The 13,792-nt window shown below is 57.8% G+C and carries 14 protein-coding genes, 1 tRNA gene and 1 pseudogene; 11 read left to right on the top strand and 5 right to left on the bottom strand.

Going from position 1 to position 13,792, the window contains the following annotated elements; translation table 11 throughout:
• Window positions 1–13: 13 nt before the first annotated feature.
• Window positions 14–601, bottom strand: a complete 588-nt coding sequence (locus CJF39_RS18605) for a PilZ domain-containing protein (protein WP_070413007.1) — start codon at window positions 599–601, stop codon at window positions 14–16.
• A 94-nt stretch (window positions 602–695) separates the two neighbouring features.
• Between CJF39_RS18605 and CJF39_RS18600 the strand changes: the two genes are divergently transcribed.
• The 3 genes from CJF39_RS18600 to CJF39_RS18590 all read left to right on the top strand — a co-directional run bounded on the left by CJF39_RS18600 (window position 696) and on the right by CJF39_RS18590 (window position 3,943).
• Window positions 696–1,946: a lipoprotein-releasing ABC transporter permease subunit gene (locus CJF39_RS18600; protein WP_094994762.1), complete on the top strand. Its 1,251-nt coding sequence runs from the start codon at window positions 696–698 to the stop codon at window positions 1,944–1,946.
• A 7-nt stretch (window positions 1,947–1,953) separates the two neighbouring features.
• Window positions 1,954–2,637, top strand: a complete 684-nt coding sequence (lolD, locus tag CJF39_RS18595; protein ID WP_169965720.1) for a lipoprotein-releasing ABC transporter ATP-binding protein LolD — start codon at window positions 1,954–1,956, stop codon at window positions 2,635–2,637.
• Window positions 2,638–2,698: 61 nt separating this feature from the next.
• Window positions 2,699–3,943 (top strand): lipoprotein-releasing ABC transporter permease subunit, encoded by a 1,245-nt coding sequence (locus tag CJF39_RS18590; protein ID WP_094994760.1) that lies wholly within the window; start codon window positions 2,699–2,701, stop codon window positions 3,941–3,943.
• A gap of 62 nt (window positions 3,944–4,005) precedes the next feature.
• Here the strand turns inward: CJF39_RS18590 and CJF39_RS18585 are convergent, their stop codons facing one another.
• A complete protein-coding gene (locus tag CJF39_RS18585; protein WP_094994759.1) occupies window positions 4,006–5,370 on the bottom strand; it encodes a heavy metal sensor histidine kinase in 1,365 nt (454 codons plus the stop codon).
• Entirely contained in the window at window positions 5,370–6,050 is a 681-nt protein-coding gene (locus CJF39_RS18580; RefSeq protein ID WP_094994758.1) for a heavy metal response regulator transcription factor, read from the bottom strand. The genes CJF39_RS18585 and CJF39_RS18580 overlap by 1 nt, the downstream gene beginning before the upstream one ends.
• Before the next feature lie 154 nt (window positions 6,051–6,204).
• On the opposite strand from CJF39_RS18580, the gene CJF39_RS18575 reads away from it, so the two are divergent.
• Together CJF39_RS18575 and queF are read left to right on the top strand one after the other, a co-directional pair.
• Window positions 6,205–6,771, top strand: coding sequence for a copper-resistant cuproprotein CopI (locus CJF39_RS18575; RefSeq protein WP_094994757.1), 567 nt, complete (start codon window positions 6,205–6,207; stop codon window positions 6,769–6,771).
• Window positions 6,772–6,853: 82 nt separating this feature from the next.
• Entirely contained in the window at window positions 6,854–7,684 is an 831-nt protein-coding gene (queF, locus tag CJF39_RS18570) for an NADPH-dependent 7-cyano-7-deazaguanine reductase QueF (protein WP_094994756.1), read from the top strand.
• Between the two features lie 47 nt (window positions 7,685–7,731).
• Here the strand turns inward: queF and CJF39_RS18565 are convergent, their stop codons facing one another.
• Both CJF39_RS18565 and CJF39_RS18560 read right to left on the bottom strand, forming a co-directional pair.
• The gene (locus CJF39_RS18565; protein ID WP_094994755.1) at window positions 7,732–8,205 is read right to left on the bottom strand and encodes a peroxiredoxin; all 474 of its coding nucleotides are present in this window, start codon (window positions 8,203–8,205) and stop codon (window positions 7,732–7,734) included.
• A gap of 10 nt (window positions 8,206–8,215) precedes the next feature.
• Window positions 8,216–8,776 carry a glycine cleavage system protein R gene (locus CJF39_RS18560; protein ID WP_094994754.1) on the bottom strand — a complete coding sequence of 187 codons (561 nt, stop codon included), beginning with the start codon at window positions 8,774–8,776 and terminating at the stop codon, window positions 8,216–8,218.
• Between the two features lie 325 nt (window positions 8,777–9,101).
• On the opposite strand from CJF39_RS18560, the gene dapA reads away from it, so the two are divergent.
• The 6 genes and pseudogenes from dapA to CJF39_RS22875 all read left to right on the top strand — a co-directional run.
• A complete protein-coding gene (dapA, locus tag CJF39_RS18555) occupies window positions 9,102–9,980 on the top strand; it encodes a 4-hydroxy-tetrahydrodipicolinate synthase (RefSeq protein WP_094994753.1) in 879 nt (292 codons plus the stop codon).
• Between the two features lie 17 nt (window positions 9,981–9,997).
• Window positions 9,998–11,113 carry an outer membrane protein assembly factor BamC gene (gene bamC, locus CJF39_RS18550; protein ID WP_094994752.1) on the top strand — a complete coding sequence of 372 codons (1,116 nt, stop codon included), beginning with the start codon at window positions 9,998–10,000 and terminating at the stop codon, window positions 11,111–11,113.
• A gap of 4 nt (window positions 11,114–11,117) precedes the next feature.
• The gene (locus tag CJF39_RS18545) at window positions 11,118–11,876 is read left to right on the top strand and encodes an MBL fold metallo-hydrolase (RefSeq protein ID WP_094994751.1); all 759 of its coding nucleotides are present in this window, start codon (window positions 11,118–11,120) and stop codon (window positions 11,874–11,876) included.
• A gap of 28 nt (window positions 11,877–11,904) precedes the next feature.
• A complete protein-coding gene (purC, locus tag CJF39_RS18540; RefSeq protein ID WP_047274084.1) occupies window positions 11,905–12,618 on the top strand; it encodes a phosphoribosylaminoimidazolesuccinocarboxamide synthase in 714 nt (237 codons plus the stop codon).
• A 91-nt stretch (window positions 12,619–12,709) separates the two neighbouring features.
• Window positions 12,710–12,799: transfer RNA gene (locus CJF39_RS18535), tRNA-Ser, on the top strand.
• A gap of 917 nt (window positions 12,800–13,716) precedes the next feature.
• A pseudogene (locus CJF39_RS22875) lies at window positions 13,717–13,792 on the top strand (Hcp family type VI secretion system effector); the annotation flags it as partial.

Here is a 13,792-nt window from a genome sequence, read left to right as displayed (position 1 = left end):
CGTTGGGACGCGCTTACTCTTCTTCGGCTGCTTCGTTTTGTTCTCGGGCCAGACGGCGTGCCTGAGCCTGTTTCTGCAATATGTAACGGGCCAGCAACTGGCGCTGTGCGTCGGTGATGGCTTCGAACTCGGTGCCTATCTCGAATTGGCCGCTGCGCGGGGTGCAATGCGTGACCTTGGCGCGCAACAGCAGCCCCAACGCTTGCGGCATCAACACCAGTTTGATTGAGAGGTGGGTACCCGGTGAATAGGCGTTTGCATGCTGGAACTCGATACCACCTTCGGAAAGCTTGACCGGTTGCAGTTCGCCGATCTTGCCCAGTACGGTCTGCGCGACCACCTGGCTAAGCAGGTCAACCCGTTTGTTCAGGGTTTTGAGGTAACTGGAGAGGGTGCGGTCGCGTTCGCTGATCTGGCGCAGCAGGTGCTGCGACTCGAATTCACTCAGGTGTAACTCACTGAGTAAATTGAATAAAGGCGAAGCATCCTGCAACACTTCAGTGCTCGCGGCTTGAGGTGCCGACAGCGGGGTTATTTCCAGTGCGATCACATCATCGATACGGTAGTATTCGCGGCGATCTGCTTCATCTAATGTCGACATGGCGAACCCATGGTGGCGGCTGTGGTCTGAGTGTAAAGCTGCTTATCAGGCCCCGCCACAAGGACGTCTTCTTTTCCCTCGAACAAGCCCCGACATGTTCAGACCTCTCTTCGTATTTATCGGCACGCGTTATACCCGTGCAAAGCGTCGCAATCATTTTGTGTCGTTCATTTCTCTGACTTCAATGATCGGACTCGCCCTTGGCGTGATCGTGATGATTGTGGTGTTGTCGGTGATGAACGGCTTCGATCATGAGATGCGCACCCGTGTGCTGGGCATGGTGCCCCACGCGACCATTGTCGGCGACCAGCCGATCAGTGACTGGCAGTCGTTGGCCGCTCAGGTCAGGCAGAACCCGAAGGTGGAGGCGGTTGCGCCGTACACCCAGATGCAGGGCCTGCTGACCCATGACGGTAACGTGCAAAAGGTCCTGCTCAATGCGATCGATCCCGCGCAAGAACGCAAGGTGTCGATCATTGACCGGTTCATGTTGCAAGGTCAGCTCGACTCACTGGCGCCCGGCGGCTTCGGCATCATCATTGGCGACAAGGCGGCGAAAAAGCTCGGCGTGGCGGTTGGCGACAAACTGACGTTTGTGGCCCCGGAAGTCACGGTGACCCCGGCAGGTATGTTTCCGCGCATGAAGCGGTTCACGGTGCAGGGCATTTTCCATGTGGGCGCCGGTGAAATCGACGGCTATCTGGGCATTACTAACCTGCAGGATCTGGCGCGTTTGCAGCGCTGGAAGCCAGACCAGGTGCAAGGTTTGCGCCTGAAGTTCGACGACCTGTTCCAGGCACCTCGCACGGCGTGGGAAATCGCACAAAAGCTGGGCGATGACCGTTATTACGCACGTGACTGGACCCGCACCCACGGTAACCTGTATCAGGCCATCCGCATGGAAAAAGCCATGATCGGTCTGCTCCTGTTGCTGATTGTGGCCGTGGCGGCCTTCAACATCATTTCCACGCTGGTCATGGTGGTGAACGACAAGAAGGGCGACATCGCGATCCTGCGTACGCTGGGCGCTACGCCGGGCACGATCATGGCCATTTTTATGGTGCAGGGCACCGTGATCGGCGTGGTCGGCACTGCCATTGGCGCGGTGCTGGGCATGCTGGCAGCCTTGAATGTGAGCGCGGCGATCGCGGCCCTTGAAGGGCTGATCGGCCACAAGTTTCTGAACGCCGACGTGTATTTCATCGACTACCTGCCGTCGCAATTGCAGATGCAGGACGTGTTGATGGTCTGTGGCGCGGCATTGGTTCTGAGTTTCCTCGCGACCTTGTACCCGGCCTGGCGTGCTGCGCGCACCCAGCCTGCGCAGGCGCTTCGTTATGAGTGAGTTGGGCATGAAAGAACAAGCAGTGTTGAGTTGCCGCGACCTGGGCAAGTCCTACGAGGAAGGCCCGGAGTCGGTGGTGGTGTTGTCGGGCCTGCAACTTGAGTTGCACCCGGGTGAGCGCGTAGCCATCGTCGGCACGTCGGGTTCGGGCAAAAGTACCTTGCTTAATTTGCTCGGTGGCCTCGACACGCCGTCCTCCGGCAGTGTGTGGCTGGCGGGTGAAGAACTGTCGGCGCTGGGCGAGAAGGCCCGTGGCCAATTGCGTAACCGTTCATTGGGTTTCGTGTACCAGTTTCACCATTTGCTGCCCGAGTTCACGGCGCTGGAAAACGTGTGCATGCCGTTGTTGATCGGCAAGACATCGATTCCTGAAGCGCGGGAGCGGGCCACGGCACTGTTGACCCGTGTCGGCCTGAGCCACCGTCTGGAGCACAAGCCGGCCGAGTTGTCCGGTGGTGAGCGCCAACGCGTGGCCATTGCTCGTGCGCTGGTCAACAAGCCCGGGCTGGTGATGCTCGATGAGCCGACCGGCAACCTCGACGCCCACACCGCGCAAGGCATTCAGGACCTGATGCTCGAACTCAGTACCTCGATGCGCACTGCGTTCCTGGTGGTGACTCACGACATGAACCTGGCCCGTCAGATGGATCGTGTGCTGCACCTTCAAGAAGGTCGCCTGACCACGATTTAATCGGCCAAAACCCGGCGCCCTGACCGGTGCCGGGTCTTTTATTTTTTTACGGTGCCCGCGAATGTTCAGACCGTTATCGATTTTTATCGGCACGCGCTATACCCGCGCCAAGCGCCGCAATCGTTTTGTTTCGTTCATCTCCATGACTTCAATGATTGGCCTCGCCCTGGGCGTGCTGGCGATGATCGTGGTGCTGTCGGTGATGAACGGTTTTCAGCGTGAAATGAGTAACCGCATCCTCGGCATGGTGCCCCATGCCACCATCATTGGCGTAAAGCCCATTGATGACTGGCGCCCGGTGGCCGAAGCCGCCATGAAAAATCCAGAGGTCACGGCGGCGGTGCCGTTCACCGAGATGGAAGGGATGCTGTCCTACAAGGGGGCTATGCAGCCTATCCAGATCAGCGGCGTGGACCCGGCACGGGAAGGCGAGGTGTCCATCGTGACCCGGCACATCGTGCAGGGGCGCATGGAAGACTTGAAACCCGGCGAATTTGGCGTGGTATTGGGTGATATTACCGCGCGCCGTTTCCGCTTGGGCGTGGGCGACAAGATCACGTTGATCGTGCCGGAAGCCAGCACCGCGCCGGGTGGCATCACCCCGCGCCTGCAACGCTTGAATGTGGTGGGGATCTTCAAAGTGGGCGCCGAACTGGATGGCTCGATGGGGCTGATCCACGTCGCCGACGCAGCCACCATGCAACGCTGGGAGCCGAATCAGGTACAGAGCGTGCGCCTGGCGGTCAAGGACCTGTATGCCGCGCCGAGCGTCTCGGCTGAAGTAGCCGCCGGGTTAGGTGACGGCTACCGCGCGGATGACTGGACGCACACCCAGGGCAGTCTATTCAGCGCCATGAAAATGGAAAAAACCATGATTGGTCTGCTGTTGTTGATGATTGTGGCCGTGGCCGCGTTCAACATCATCGCAACCTTGATCATGGTGGTGAATGACAAGGGCGCTGACATCGCGATCTTGCGCACCATCGGCGCCACGCCGCGTCAGATCATGGCCATTTTTATGGTGCAAGGCACGGTGATCGGCATTGTCGGCACCCTGATCGGTGGCGTGCTGGGCGTGATTGCCGCACTGAATGTCAGTGCGCTTGTGGGTTGGATGGAGCGGGTTTCGGGGCAGCACATCTTTAGTTCTGACGTTTACTTCGTCAGCAACCTGCCGTCCGAGTTGCAGGGCGCAGACGTGCTGCTGATTTGCACGGCGGGCTTTGTGCTGAGCTTCCTCGCGACGTTGTACCCGGCGTACCGCGCGGCGAAAATCCAGCCGGCCCACGCCCTGCGTTACTCCTGATCCTCGTACGTGTGCGCAGGCTGCTTGCTTGATGATCGAAGCATCGCAGCCTGCGACAGCGCCTACACCGACTGCGGCCTGACCGGCAGTTCAATCACAAACCGCGTCATCCCTTCCTGTGACTCACACCCAATCTGCCCGCCATGGGCGCGAATGATCGATTGGGTGATTGCCAGCCCCAAACCTGCATGCTCACTGCTGCCTTCCCGGCGTGCCGGGTCCGCCCGGTAAAACCGGTCGAACAGGCGTGGCAGTAACGCTGCCGGGATGCCGGGTCCAGTGTTTTCAAGGGTGATACGCACGCTTTGTGCTGACGGCGTCATGCGCACCCGGATCTCGCCGCCTGCGGGCGTGTAGCGCAAGGCGTTATCCAGCAGGTTGGACAGGGCCCGGCGCAGCATGCTGCGATCGCCTGCCAAGTGGCCGCTGCCTTCGTGGGTCAACTGAATGTGCGACTCTTCTGCCAGCAACGCATAAAACTCCAGCAAGGCTTCCACCTCTTGTGCAAGGTCCAGCGGTTCGCGCCTGGGTGTCAGCAGGCCGTGGTCGGCTTTGGCCAGGTACAGCATGTCGTTGACCAGCTGTGCCATCCATTGCAGCTCTTCGAGGTTGCTGTGCAGGGCTTCGCGGTAGGCATCAATGTCGCGCGGCCGTGTCAGCGTGACTTGGGTGTGGGTCAGCAGGTTGGAGAGCGGTGTGCGCAGCTCGTGTGCAATATCGGCGGAGAAGGCCGACAGGCGCTGAAATGACGCGTCAAGCCGCTCCAGCATGGCATTGAAAGCACGCGCCAAATCTGCAAGCTCCGTAGGCATTTGCGCTTCGGGCAAGCGTGAATTTAGCGAATCAGCCGAGACGCTGGCCGCAATAGCGCTCATGCGGCGCAATGGACGCAAGCCACTGCGCGCGGCCCATGCGCCCAAGATTGCCGTGGCCAGCGCTGAGAGGCCGACGGTCATCCAGATCAAGCGTTGCATGCGCTGCAAGAAATGTTGGTGATGGGTGATATCTAGCAGCAACGTCAAGCGTGGCGCGTCCGGGGATTCCGGCTGGGGATTGAGTACGCGATAATCGGTGCCGTTTATTTGCAGGCTGCCCAGTCCGGGTGAGGTGGGCAAATCGTTGGGCAGCCGGGATGAGCTGTCGAACCATACGTGACCGTCCGGGCCACGTACGCGAATGCTCAGATCGGGCTGATGACTCAAGTCTTGCAGCAACACCGGTAAACGCAGGGAGAACTGGTCCAGAGTGCTGACCCCGTGCAGCGTGCTGCGCAGTCCGGCAAGCCGGGCTTCCATCAGTTGCTGATCCAGTTCAACGAAATGCACCTCGCTGGCGCGTCCGAACAGCACCCCGGCGAACAGCGACACCACCGCCGTGCAACCCGCGAACAGCAGCGCCAGACGACTGCTCAGCGACAGACGACGCATCACGGCGTGCGCTCTTCGAGCACGTAACCCATGCCGCGCACGGTGTGGATCAGCTTTTGTTCGTGGCTGTCATCGATTTTCAGGCGCAGACGGCGGATGGCGACTTCGATGACATTGGTGTCGCTGTCGAAATTCATGTCCCACACCTGAGAGGCAATCAGCGATTTGGGCAGCACTTCACCCTGACGCCTGAGCAGCAACTCCAACAGTGAGAACTCCTTGGCAGTGAGGTCGATGCGCTGGCCGTTGCGTTCGACACGGCGGCGGATCAAGTCCAGACGCAGGTCGGCCAGTTGCAGGCTGGTTTCTTGGGGGGTACTGCTGCCTCGCCGCATGAGGCTGCGCACGCGTGCCAACAGCTCGGAAAAGGCAAAGGGCTTGACCAGGTAATCGTCGGCCCCCAGTTCCAAGCCATGAACGCGGTCTTCGACAGCATCACGGGCGGTGAGAAACAGCACAGGCATGTCCAGCCCGGCGCTGCGCACCGCTTGCAGGATTTGCCAGCCATCGCGTCCGGGGAGCATCACATCGAGGATCAACAGCGCATAGTCGCCGGTCAGGGCGAGGTGCTGACCGGTAATACCGTCAGCAGCCAGCTCGGTGATGAAACCCGCCTCGCTCAAGCCCTGACGCAGGTATTGCCCGGTTTTGGGCTGGTCTTCAACAATCAGCAGTTTCATGGGCGACCTATTAAAAAAATACCTCAGCCTTATACAGCGGTGCTTGCGGCGAAGGGTAATCCTGACAAAGTTGTAATCTTGCGGTCAGTTGACTGCCAGTGCCGAGGCTTAAAGTGGGGGGGGGGTATTCGAATAGTAGCCTTCTGGAGTTCCCATGACCCGACGTAATCGTGTAGCCCTTGCGGCATGTGTGCTGGCATTCAGTGTCTCGGCCGGTGCTTCACCGAGCAGTCATTCTGAGATCGGCCAGCCTGCTCCGGCTGCCAGCGCGACACGCACGGTCAATATTGAAATGACTGATCTGGCATTTTCGCCCAAGACCCTGAATGTAAAGCCGGGTGAAACTGTGCGTTTTGTGCTGGTGAATAAGGGGCAGCTGCTGCATGAATTCAACCTGGGCGATGCGGCGATGCATGCCGAGCATCAGAAAGAAATGCTCAAGATGCAGCAAAGCGGGGCGATGACCACCACGGGCATGAACCACTCGGGTATGGATCACTCGGGTATGGATCACTCGGGAATGGACCATGGCGCGATGGGGCAGGGTTCGATGTCGATGACCGGGATGGTCCACGATGACCCCAACAGCGTGCTGGTTGAGCCAGGTAAAACCGCAGAGCTGACCTGGACATTCAGCGATGCTCGCGACCTTGAATTTGCCTGCAATGTGCCCGGTCACTATCAGGCAGGCATGGTCGGGACGCTCAAAGTGGCGCCTTAAATCGTGAAGTTCATCTGCGGGCGCTGAAAGCCGGGCGTAAACCCGATAGAATTACCGGGTTTTTCTAGCCAGGTTTTTTGTCATGCATCCCGCAGCCGAACATTCGCCGCTGGGCAAGTCCAGTGAATACATCAGCACCTACACCCCGTCCCTGCTATTCCCCATCCCGCGAGCTGCGAAATGGGCAGAGCTGGGGCTGAGCGCCGAAACGCTGCCTTATGTCGGGGTGGATTACTGGACGTGCTTCGAGCTGTCCTGGCTATTGCCGTCGGGTAAACCAGTCGTTGCCATTGGCGAGTTTTGTTTCGCCGCCGATTCGCCCAACATTGTGGAATCCAAGTCCTTCAAGTTGTACCTCAACTCCCTCAACCAGACCGTGTTTACGGATACATCAAGCCTGCTTGAGACCCTGACATCCGACTTGTCAGAAGCTTCGGGCAAGCCTGTCATCGTTCGCGTACGGACGTTGGATGAAGTGCAAGCTGATGGCGTAGGTGTTTTGCCGGGTGTGTGCATCGACGGGCTGGACATCACAGTCAGTGACTATGCGCAGCCGCGTCCTGAGCTTTTGGAGTGCGATGATTCGCAGGTGATTGAGGAAAGCGTTTACAGCCATTTGCTCAAATCCAACTGCCCGGTGACCAGTCAGCCCGATTGGGGCACCGTGGTGGTGCAATACCGTGGCGCTGCGCTGGATCACGCCAGTCTGCTGGCGTATCTGGTGAGCTTCCGCCAGCACTCCGACTTCCATGAACAGTGCGTTGAGCGGATTTTTCTCGACCTGCAACGCCTGCTCAAGCCCGAGAAGCTAACCGTGTATGCACGTTACGTGCGTCGCGGCGGGTTGGACATCAACCCGTACCGTTCTACTGAAACGGTCGAGTTCAACAACGTGCGCCTGGTGCGTCAGTAAGGACCATTACCCGCAGGAGCAGGCTAGCGCCTGCGGGTTATCTGGCGTCAGGCGTTATTCAGCGCCTTGGCTCGTTCCAGCACGGCTTCAACGTGACCGGGAACCTTCACGCCACGCCATTCGTGACGCAACACGCCTTCTTTGTCGATCAGGAAGGTACTGCGGTCGACGCCCAGGTATTCCTTGCCATAGAGCTTTTTCAGCTTGATCACGTCAAACAACTGGCACAGGGCTTCGTCCTTGTCGCTCAGCAGCTCGAACGGGAAGCCTTGCTTGGCCTTGAAGTTTTCGTGTGATTTCAGGCTGTCTCGTGAAACGCCAAAAATGTCGGTATTGGCCGCCTGAAAATCGGCGTAATGGTCGCGAAACCCCTGACCTTCGGTGGTGCAGCCCGGCGTGCTGTCTTTGGGGTAAAAGTAAATCACCACCTGCTTGCCTTTGAGGTCCGACAGTTTGACGGTTTTCTCACTGGTGGCCGCGATCTGGAAGTCGCTGACGGGTTGATCAATTGCAACAGCCATGGGTCGCTCCTTACATCGGGTTCTGTGGGCGCCAAGGTTCAATTAGCGCATCCAGGTTCAGCGCGTCGGCAAAATCAAGGAACTGATCGCGCAGCCAGCTGATTTGCACGCCTGCCGGCAAGGTCACGGTAAACGTGGCGTTGAGCATGGTGCCGCCGGTTTGCGGGGCTTGGTAGGTGTCGCAGGTCAGGTTTTCGAGTTCGACGTTGTGGTCGATGAAGAACTGGCACAGCTCATTGATGATGTCCGGGCGATACGCCGAACTGACATACGCCACGTAAGGCAAGGCTTGCGGGCGGGTTTCGAGCGCTGCACTGCGGATCACGTTGACGGTGAATGCGTGTTTTTTGGCCAGTGTTGGCAAACCGGCCTCAAGGCGCGCCAGGGCATCCCAGCTGCCGGTGACTTCCAGTACCAGTGCGCTGCACTCGCCGTGGCGCGTCAGGCGCGAAGTCACGACAGCGCAGCGGTTCTCATGGCTGGCACGGCACAGGACGTTGGTCAGCTCCATTGGGTTGGCGCCAAGGGCACTGATGACAAGGAATTGTTCGCGAACTGTGGGGGTGGACATTCAGCCTTCCTAAAACGATGAGTGGTCGGTACGGTCGGTGCACGCGCTGTCAGGGACCGCTGAATAGAGCGCGACTTGCTCGCACACAGTGGCCGTCACACAAGGTTTGGAAAATTGCAAACCTGGCACGGCGGCGTTTGGGTGGGGCTTTGAGCGCGATATAAAGAGCCGTAAAACAGGCCCGCGTGCACATCAGTACCAATCAAAGGCTGAAGGGTAGCGAAAAGCAGCGCGAAGGGGAATGCTCATCGGGCGCGCTGTTGCTTGTGCAAGGGTCAAGGCGCCAGTACCATTACGGCTCTCTTTTTCCGGCAGGAGCGGTTGCATGATTGCGGGCAGTATGGTGGCACTGGTCACACCTATGGATGCACAAGGTCGCCTGGATTGGGACGCTCTGAGCAAACTGGTGGACTTTCACCTGCAAGAGGGCACCAACGCCATTGTTGCCGTTGGCACTACAGGTGAATCGGCAACGCTGGATGTGAACGAACACATCGAAGTGATTCGTCACGTTGTCAAACAAGTCGCAGGGCGTATTCCGGTCATCGCCGGTACGGGCGCCAACTCGACCCGTGAGGCGATCGAGCTGACCACCAATGCGAAAGCGGCAGGTGCAGATGCTTGCCTGCTGGTCACGCCTTACTACAACAAGCCAACGCAAGAAGGCTTGTATCAGCACTTCAAAGCCATCGCTGAAGCGGTCGACATCCCGCAGATCCTCTACAACGTTCCGGGTCGTACCGCGTGCGACATGCTGCCTGCCACGGTAGTGCGCCTGTCGACGGTGCCGAACATCATCGGCATCAAGGAAGCCACAGGCGACCTGCAGCGCGCGAAGGACATCCTGGCCGGCGTCAACAAAGATTTCCTGGTGTACTCCGGTGACGACGCTACGGCTGTTGAGCTGATGCTGCTAGGCGGCAAAGGCAATATTTCCGTGACCGCCAACGTAGCCCCGCGCGCCATGAGCGACCTGTGTGCTGCCGCGATTGCGGGTGATGCCGTCAAGGCACGTGGCATTCACGAAAAGCTGATGCCGCTCAATAAAACCCTGTTTATCGAATCCAACCCTATCCCCGTGAAGTGGGCGCTGCATGAGATGGGCATGATGCCGGACGGTATCCGTCTGCCGCTCACCTGGCTCAGCGAAGCCTGCCACGAACCGCTGCGTCAGGCCCTGCGCCAGTCCGGCGTATTGGTTTAATTGAGGAAGCACTACGCATGAAGCGATTGGCCGGACTTTCCGCACTAGCCGTGATTATTTCCAGCACCAGCGGTTGCGGTTGGCTGTGGGGTCCAGAGGGTTATTTCCGGGACCGTGGCAGTGACTATCTGGAGGCGCAACAAACGGCGCCAATGCAATTGCCGCCGGGTGTGCAGACTGACAAGCGCCTTGTGCCGCTGTTGCCGATCCCGAGCAACGTGCCGGATGACAACGTTAAGGGCGAATTTGAAGTACCGCGTCCGCAGCCTTTGTTGGCTACCACCAGCGCCAGCGATTTCAGCCTGCAAAAAAGCGGCGACAGCCGCTGGTTAATGGCGCAGCGTTCTCCATCTGAAGTCTGGCCGCTGGCCGTTCAGTTCTTCCAGGACAACGGCTTCCGTATTGATGAACAGCGCCCGCAAACCGGCGAGTTCACCACCACGTGGCAGGGCGCCAGCGAATTGTCCTCCCCGATGGCCCGTCACCTGGGCAGCAGTGGTCTGGCCGCAGACAGCGAAACCCGTCTGCGGGTCCGCATCGAGCCTGGCGTGCAGCGCAATACCAGCGAAATCTATGTGGTCAGTGCCAACCGCCCTGCGGGCAGCACGGCCAATGTTGATTTCACTAACCGTTCAGTCAACACCGGTCTGGATGCAGCGCTGGTTAACGAAATGCTGGTCAGCATGAGCCGCAGCGCCGACAAGGGCGGTACGGTGTCACTACTGGCGGCCCGCGATTTCGACACGCCGACCCGTGTGACCCTGAACGAAGATGGCAGCGGCAACCCGGTGCTGACCCTCAACGAAGACCTCGACCGTGCGTGGTCCAGCGTGGGCCGTGCGCTGGAGCAGGGCGAATGGCGTGTGGAAGATATCAACCGCACGTTGGGTTTGTACTACATCAACCTCGCTGAAAAAGCCCAGAAAAAAGACGATAAGCCTGGTTTCTTCGCCGGTATGTTTGGCAGTAAGCCCGACAAGGAAGAAGTCGAAGCCCGCGCCGAGCGCTATCAGGTTCGCCTGAGCAAGGTGGGCGACGCGGTGCAAGTGACGGTCGAAGAAAACATCAATACCGTCGCGTCGCCAGAAGTGGCACGCAAAGTGTTGAGCGTGATCCAGGACAACTTGGGCTGATCCTATGCGTTTTGCCGTTCTCGGCAGTGGTAGCCAAGGGAATGGCACGCTGATAGCCAGCGACAGCACCTATGTATTGGTTGATTGCGGTTTCTCCCTGCGGGAAACCGAACGCCGCCTGGTTCGGTTGGGCGTTAGCCCACACCAACTGAGCGCGATTCTGGTAACCCACGAACATGCCGATCACGTGCATGGCGTGGGTTTACTGTCTCGGCGTTACAATTTGCCGGTTTATATGAGCCGTGGCACCCAGCGCGGGATGCGCAAACCCCTTGAGCCTGCCGGTTATGTGGCGGGTGGCGAAACGTTGCAGATTGGTGCGTTGAATATCAGCGTTACCCGGGTCGCCCACGATGCACAGGAGCCAACGCAATACGTATTCAGTGATGGTCAACGGCGTTTCGGTTTGTTGACTGACCTGGGGTCCTATTGCGACGGCATACTGCACAGCTATCGTGATCTGGATGCGTTGATAATTGAGTCCAACCACTGTCGCGACATGCTTGCCCGTGGCCACTACCCGTACTTTCTCAAGCAGCGGGTGGGCGGTCAGGAAGGACATTTGAACAACCATCAGGCTGCAAACCTGGTGGCCGAGTTGGGCTGGAAAGACCTGCAACATCTGGTGCTGGCCCACCTGAGCAGCAAGAACAACCTGCCGCAGCTGGCCCGGCAATGTTTCGTCGACACCCTTGGGTGCGACCCGGACTGGCTGCAACTGGCCGATCAAGATTCAGGGCTAGACTGGCGCACAATCGCCTAGCCCACCTACTTAGCATGCGGAGCCCATCATGGAAAAACGTGAAGAACTCTATCGCGGTAAAGCGAAATCGGTTTACAAGACTGACGACGCCAACCGCTTGATCCTGCTGTTCCGCAACGACACCTCGGCGTTCGACGGCAAGCGCATCGAGCAGCTCGATCGCAAAGGCATGGTGAACAACAAGTTCAACGCCTTCATCATGCAGAAACTCGAAGAAGCCGGCGTGCCGACCCAATTCGACAAACTGCTGGGCGACAACGAATGCCTGGTGAAAAAGCTCGACATGATCCCGGTTGAGTGCGTCGTGCGTAACTATGCGGCGGGCAGCCTGGTCAAGCGCCTGGGCGTTGAAGAGGGCATGAAACTCAACCCTTACACTTTCGAACTGTTCCTCAAAGACGACGCCAAAGGCGACCCGTTCATCAACGAATCCCACGTAGTGGCGTTTGGTTGGGGTACGGCCGAGCAACTGGTGCGCATGAAAGAGCTGTCGCTCAAAGTCAACGAGGTGCTGAGCAAGCTGTTTGACGACGCCGGCCTGATGCTGGTCGACTTCAAACTCGAATTCGGCGTGTTCCATGACGGGTCGATCGTACTGGGCGACGAGTTCAGCCCGGACGGCTGCCGTCTGTGGGACAAAGCCACCGGCAAGAAGATGGACAAAGACCGTTTCCGTCAGGGGTTGGGCGACGTCATCGAAGCCTACGAAGAAGTGGCAAACCGCCTGGGTGTTCCGCTTTAAGCAGTAAAAACGCGCAAGCATCTGATAGCACGCAGTTTTTTTGAAAATAAGGTTTGCCTGAATCAAAAGTGCTGTTATGATGCGCGCCGTTGGAGAGATGCCAGAGTGGCCGAATGGGACGGATTCGAAATCCGTTGTACTGGCGACAGTACCTAGGGTTCGAATCCCTATCTCTCCGCCATTATTGAATACGACTAAGCCCCTGAAATGTTTGAACATTTCAGGGGCTTTTTCGTTTCCGGGATTTGATGAAAGGACATTCTCGAACCACTGGCGGCCAGCGTACCTGCACCGTACGGCTTCTAGATCACGTCAGATAAAGACAGTCCCGCCCAGCACTTGAGCATCAGTACCCCCCATGACTGATGCTGCCCAGAGGGGTGGATTTGCGAGTCCCGTCTCAAAAAAATGTTGACCTCGATGTGCCTGACAATCATAGAAATGTCATTCACGGCCGTTTGGGCGAGTCCTTGTTTAAGTAACAGCGGCTGGAACAGTTCGATGTCACGCGTGCTGATGTCTACGGTCCTTGATTCACCGATTTTTTTCTCGACGTAAAGCGCTTGGCTTGTGCCGTTGGTCGCTGTGTTTGAGCCTCGCAGGGCTTCCATCCAATCTTTGAAGTCTGTTCTGCTCAGTACCAACAGAGCCTTTGCCGAGGGGGGGAGGCGCTGTCGTTATGCCTACCCAAATGCCCCTGATTTTTAGCTCTGCTCAATGACTATTTTGAGGGCTAAAAACAGCCTGTTTTTAAACTGAACAGACTTTTAAAAATCGCGTTTCTGAAGTTTCTCATTTTTCGCGACTGCGCAAGAAGTTGCGCACTCAAGTGTGGATAACCGTGTGGATACATTGCCACATGACATATAAACCGTGATCTGTAGACGAGTGCGCAAGAAGTTGCACAGTACTGCGCAACTTCTTGCGCACTTTTTAGGGTTTTTTGTTTAAAAAATAATCAACCAAATTCCTTACTTGATGTAACTCCTTGTTTTTAAATGGCTTGATAAAAGTTGGCATGAACTTTGGTTACTCCATTCAGCACTTGACCGGCATTTAGGCCTTTCAAGTCCTTATTTTTCAGCAAGGAGAGCATCAATGGCGACGCCAGCGTACATGTCCATCACCGGCACCAAACAGGGCCTGATTACTGCCGGTGCATTCACCGCGGATT

Origin of the sequence: Pseudomonas lundensis (assembly GCF_002269125.1) — a bacterium.
In the GTDB taxonomy this organism is placed as follows: Bacteria; Pseudomonadota; Gammaproteobacteria; order Pseudomonadales; family Pseudomonadaceae; genus Aquipseudomonas; species Aquipseudomonas lundensis_A.
Note: the sequence above shows the minus strand (reverse complement) of the source record. Positions and strands in the feature narration are given on the sequence as shown.

Bases quoted from the DNA above. Each gene is read 5' to 3' on its own strand.
- CJF39_RS18575 (WP_094994757.1), top strand. From the start codon at position 6,205: ATGACCCGACGTAATCGTGTAGCCCTTGCGGCATGTGTGCTGGCATTC.
- dapA (WP_094994753.1), top strand. From the start codon at position 9,102: ATGATTGCGGGCAGTATGGTGGCACTGGTCACACCTATGGATGCACAA.
- purC (WP_047274084.1), top strand. From the start codon at position 11,905: ATGGAAAAACGTGAAGAACTCTATCGCGGTAAAGCGAAATCGGTTTAC.
- CJF39_RS18605 (WP_070413007.1), bottom strand. From the start codon at position 601: ATGTCGACATTAGATGAAGCAGATCGCCGCGAATACTACCGTATCGAT.
- CJF39_RS18565 (WP_094994755.1), bottom strand. From the start codon at position 8,205: ATGGCTGTTGCAATTGATCAACCCGTCAGCGACTTCCAGATCGCGGCC.
- queF (WP_094994756.1), top strand. From the start codon at position 6,854: ATGCATCCCGCAGCCGAACATTCGCCGCTGGGCAAGTCCAGTGAATAC.
- CJF39_RS18585 (WP_094994759.1), bottom strand. From the start codon at position 5,370: ATGCGTCGTCTGTCGCTGAGCAGTCGTCTGGCGCTGCTGTTCGCGGGT.
- CJF39_RS18590 (WP_094994760.1), top strand. From the start codon at position 2,699: ATGTTCAGACCGTTATCGATTTTTATCGGCACGCGCTATACCCGCGCC.
- CJF39_RS18580 (WP_094994758.1), bottom strand. From the start codon at position 6,050: ATGAAACTGCTGATTGTTGAAGACCAGCCCAAAACCGGGCAATACCTG.
- CJF39_RS18560 (WP_094994754.1), bottom strand. From the start codon at position 8,776: ATGTCCACCCCCACAGTTCGCGAACAATTCCTTGTCATCAGTGCCCTT.
- lolD (WP_169965720.1), top strand. From the start codon at position 1,954: ATGAAAGAACAAGCAGTGTTGAGTTGCCGCGACCTGGGCAAGTCCTAC.
- bamC (WP_094994752.1), top strand. From the start codon at position 9,998: ATGAAGCGATTGGCCGGACTTTCCGCACTAGCCGTGATTATTTCCAGC.
- CJF39_RS18600 (WP_094994762.1), top strand. From the start codon at position 696: ATGTTCAGACCTCTCTTCGTATTTATCGGCACGCGTTATACCCGTGCA.
- CJF39_RS18545 (WP_094994751.1), top strand. From the start codon at position 11,118: ATGCGTTTTGCCGTTCTCGGCAGTGGTAGCCAAGGGAATGGCACGCTG.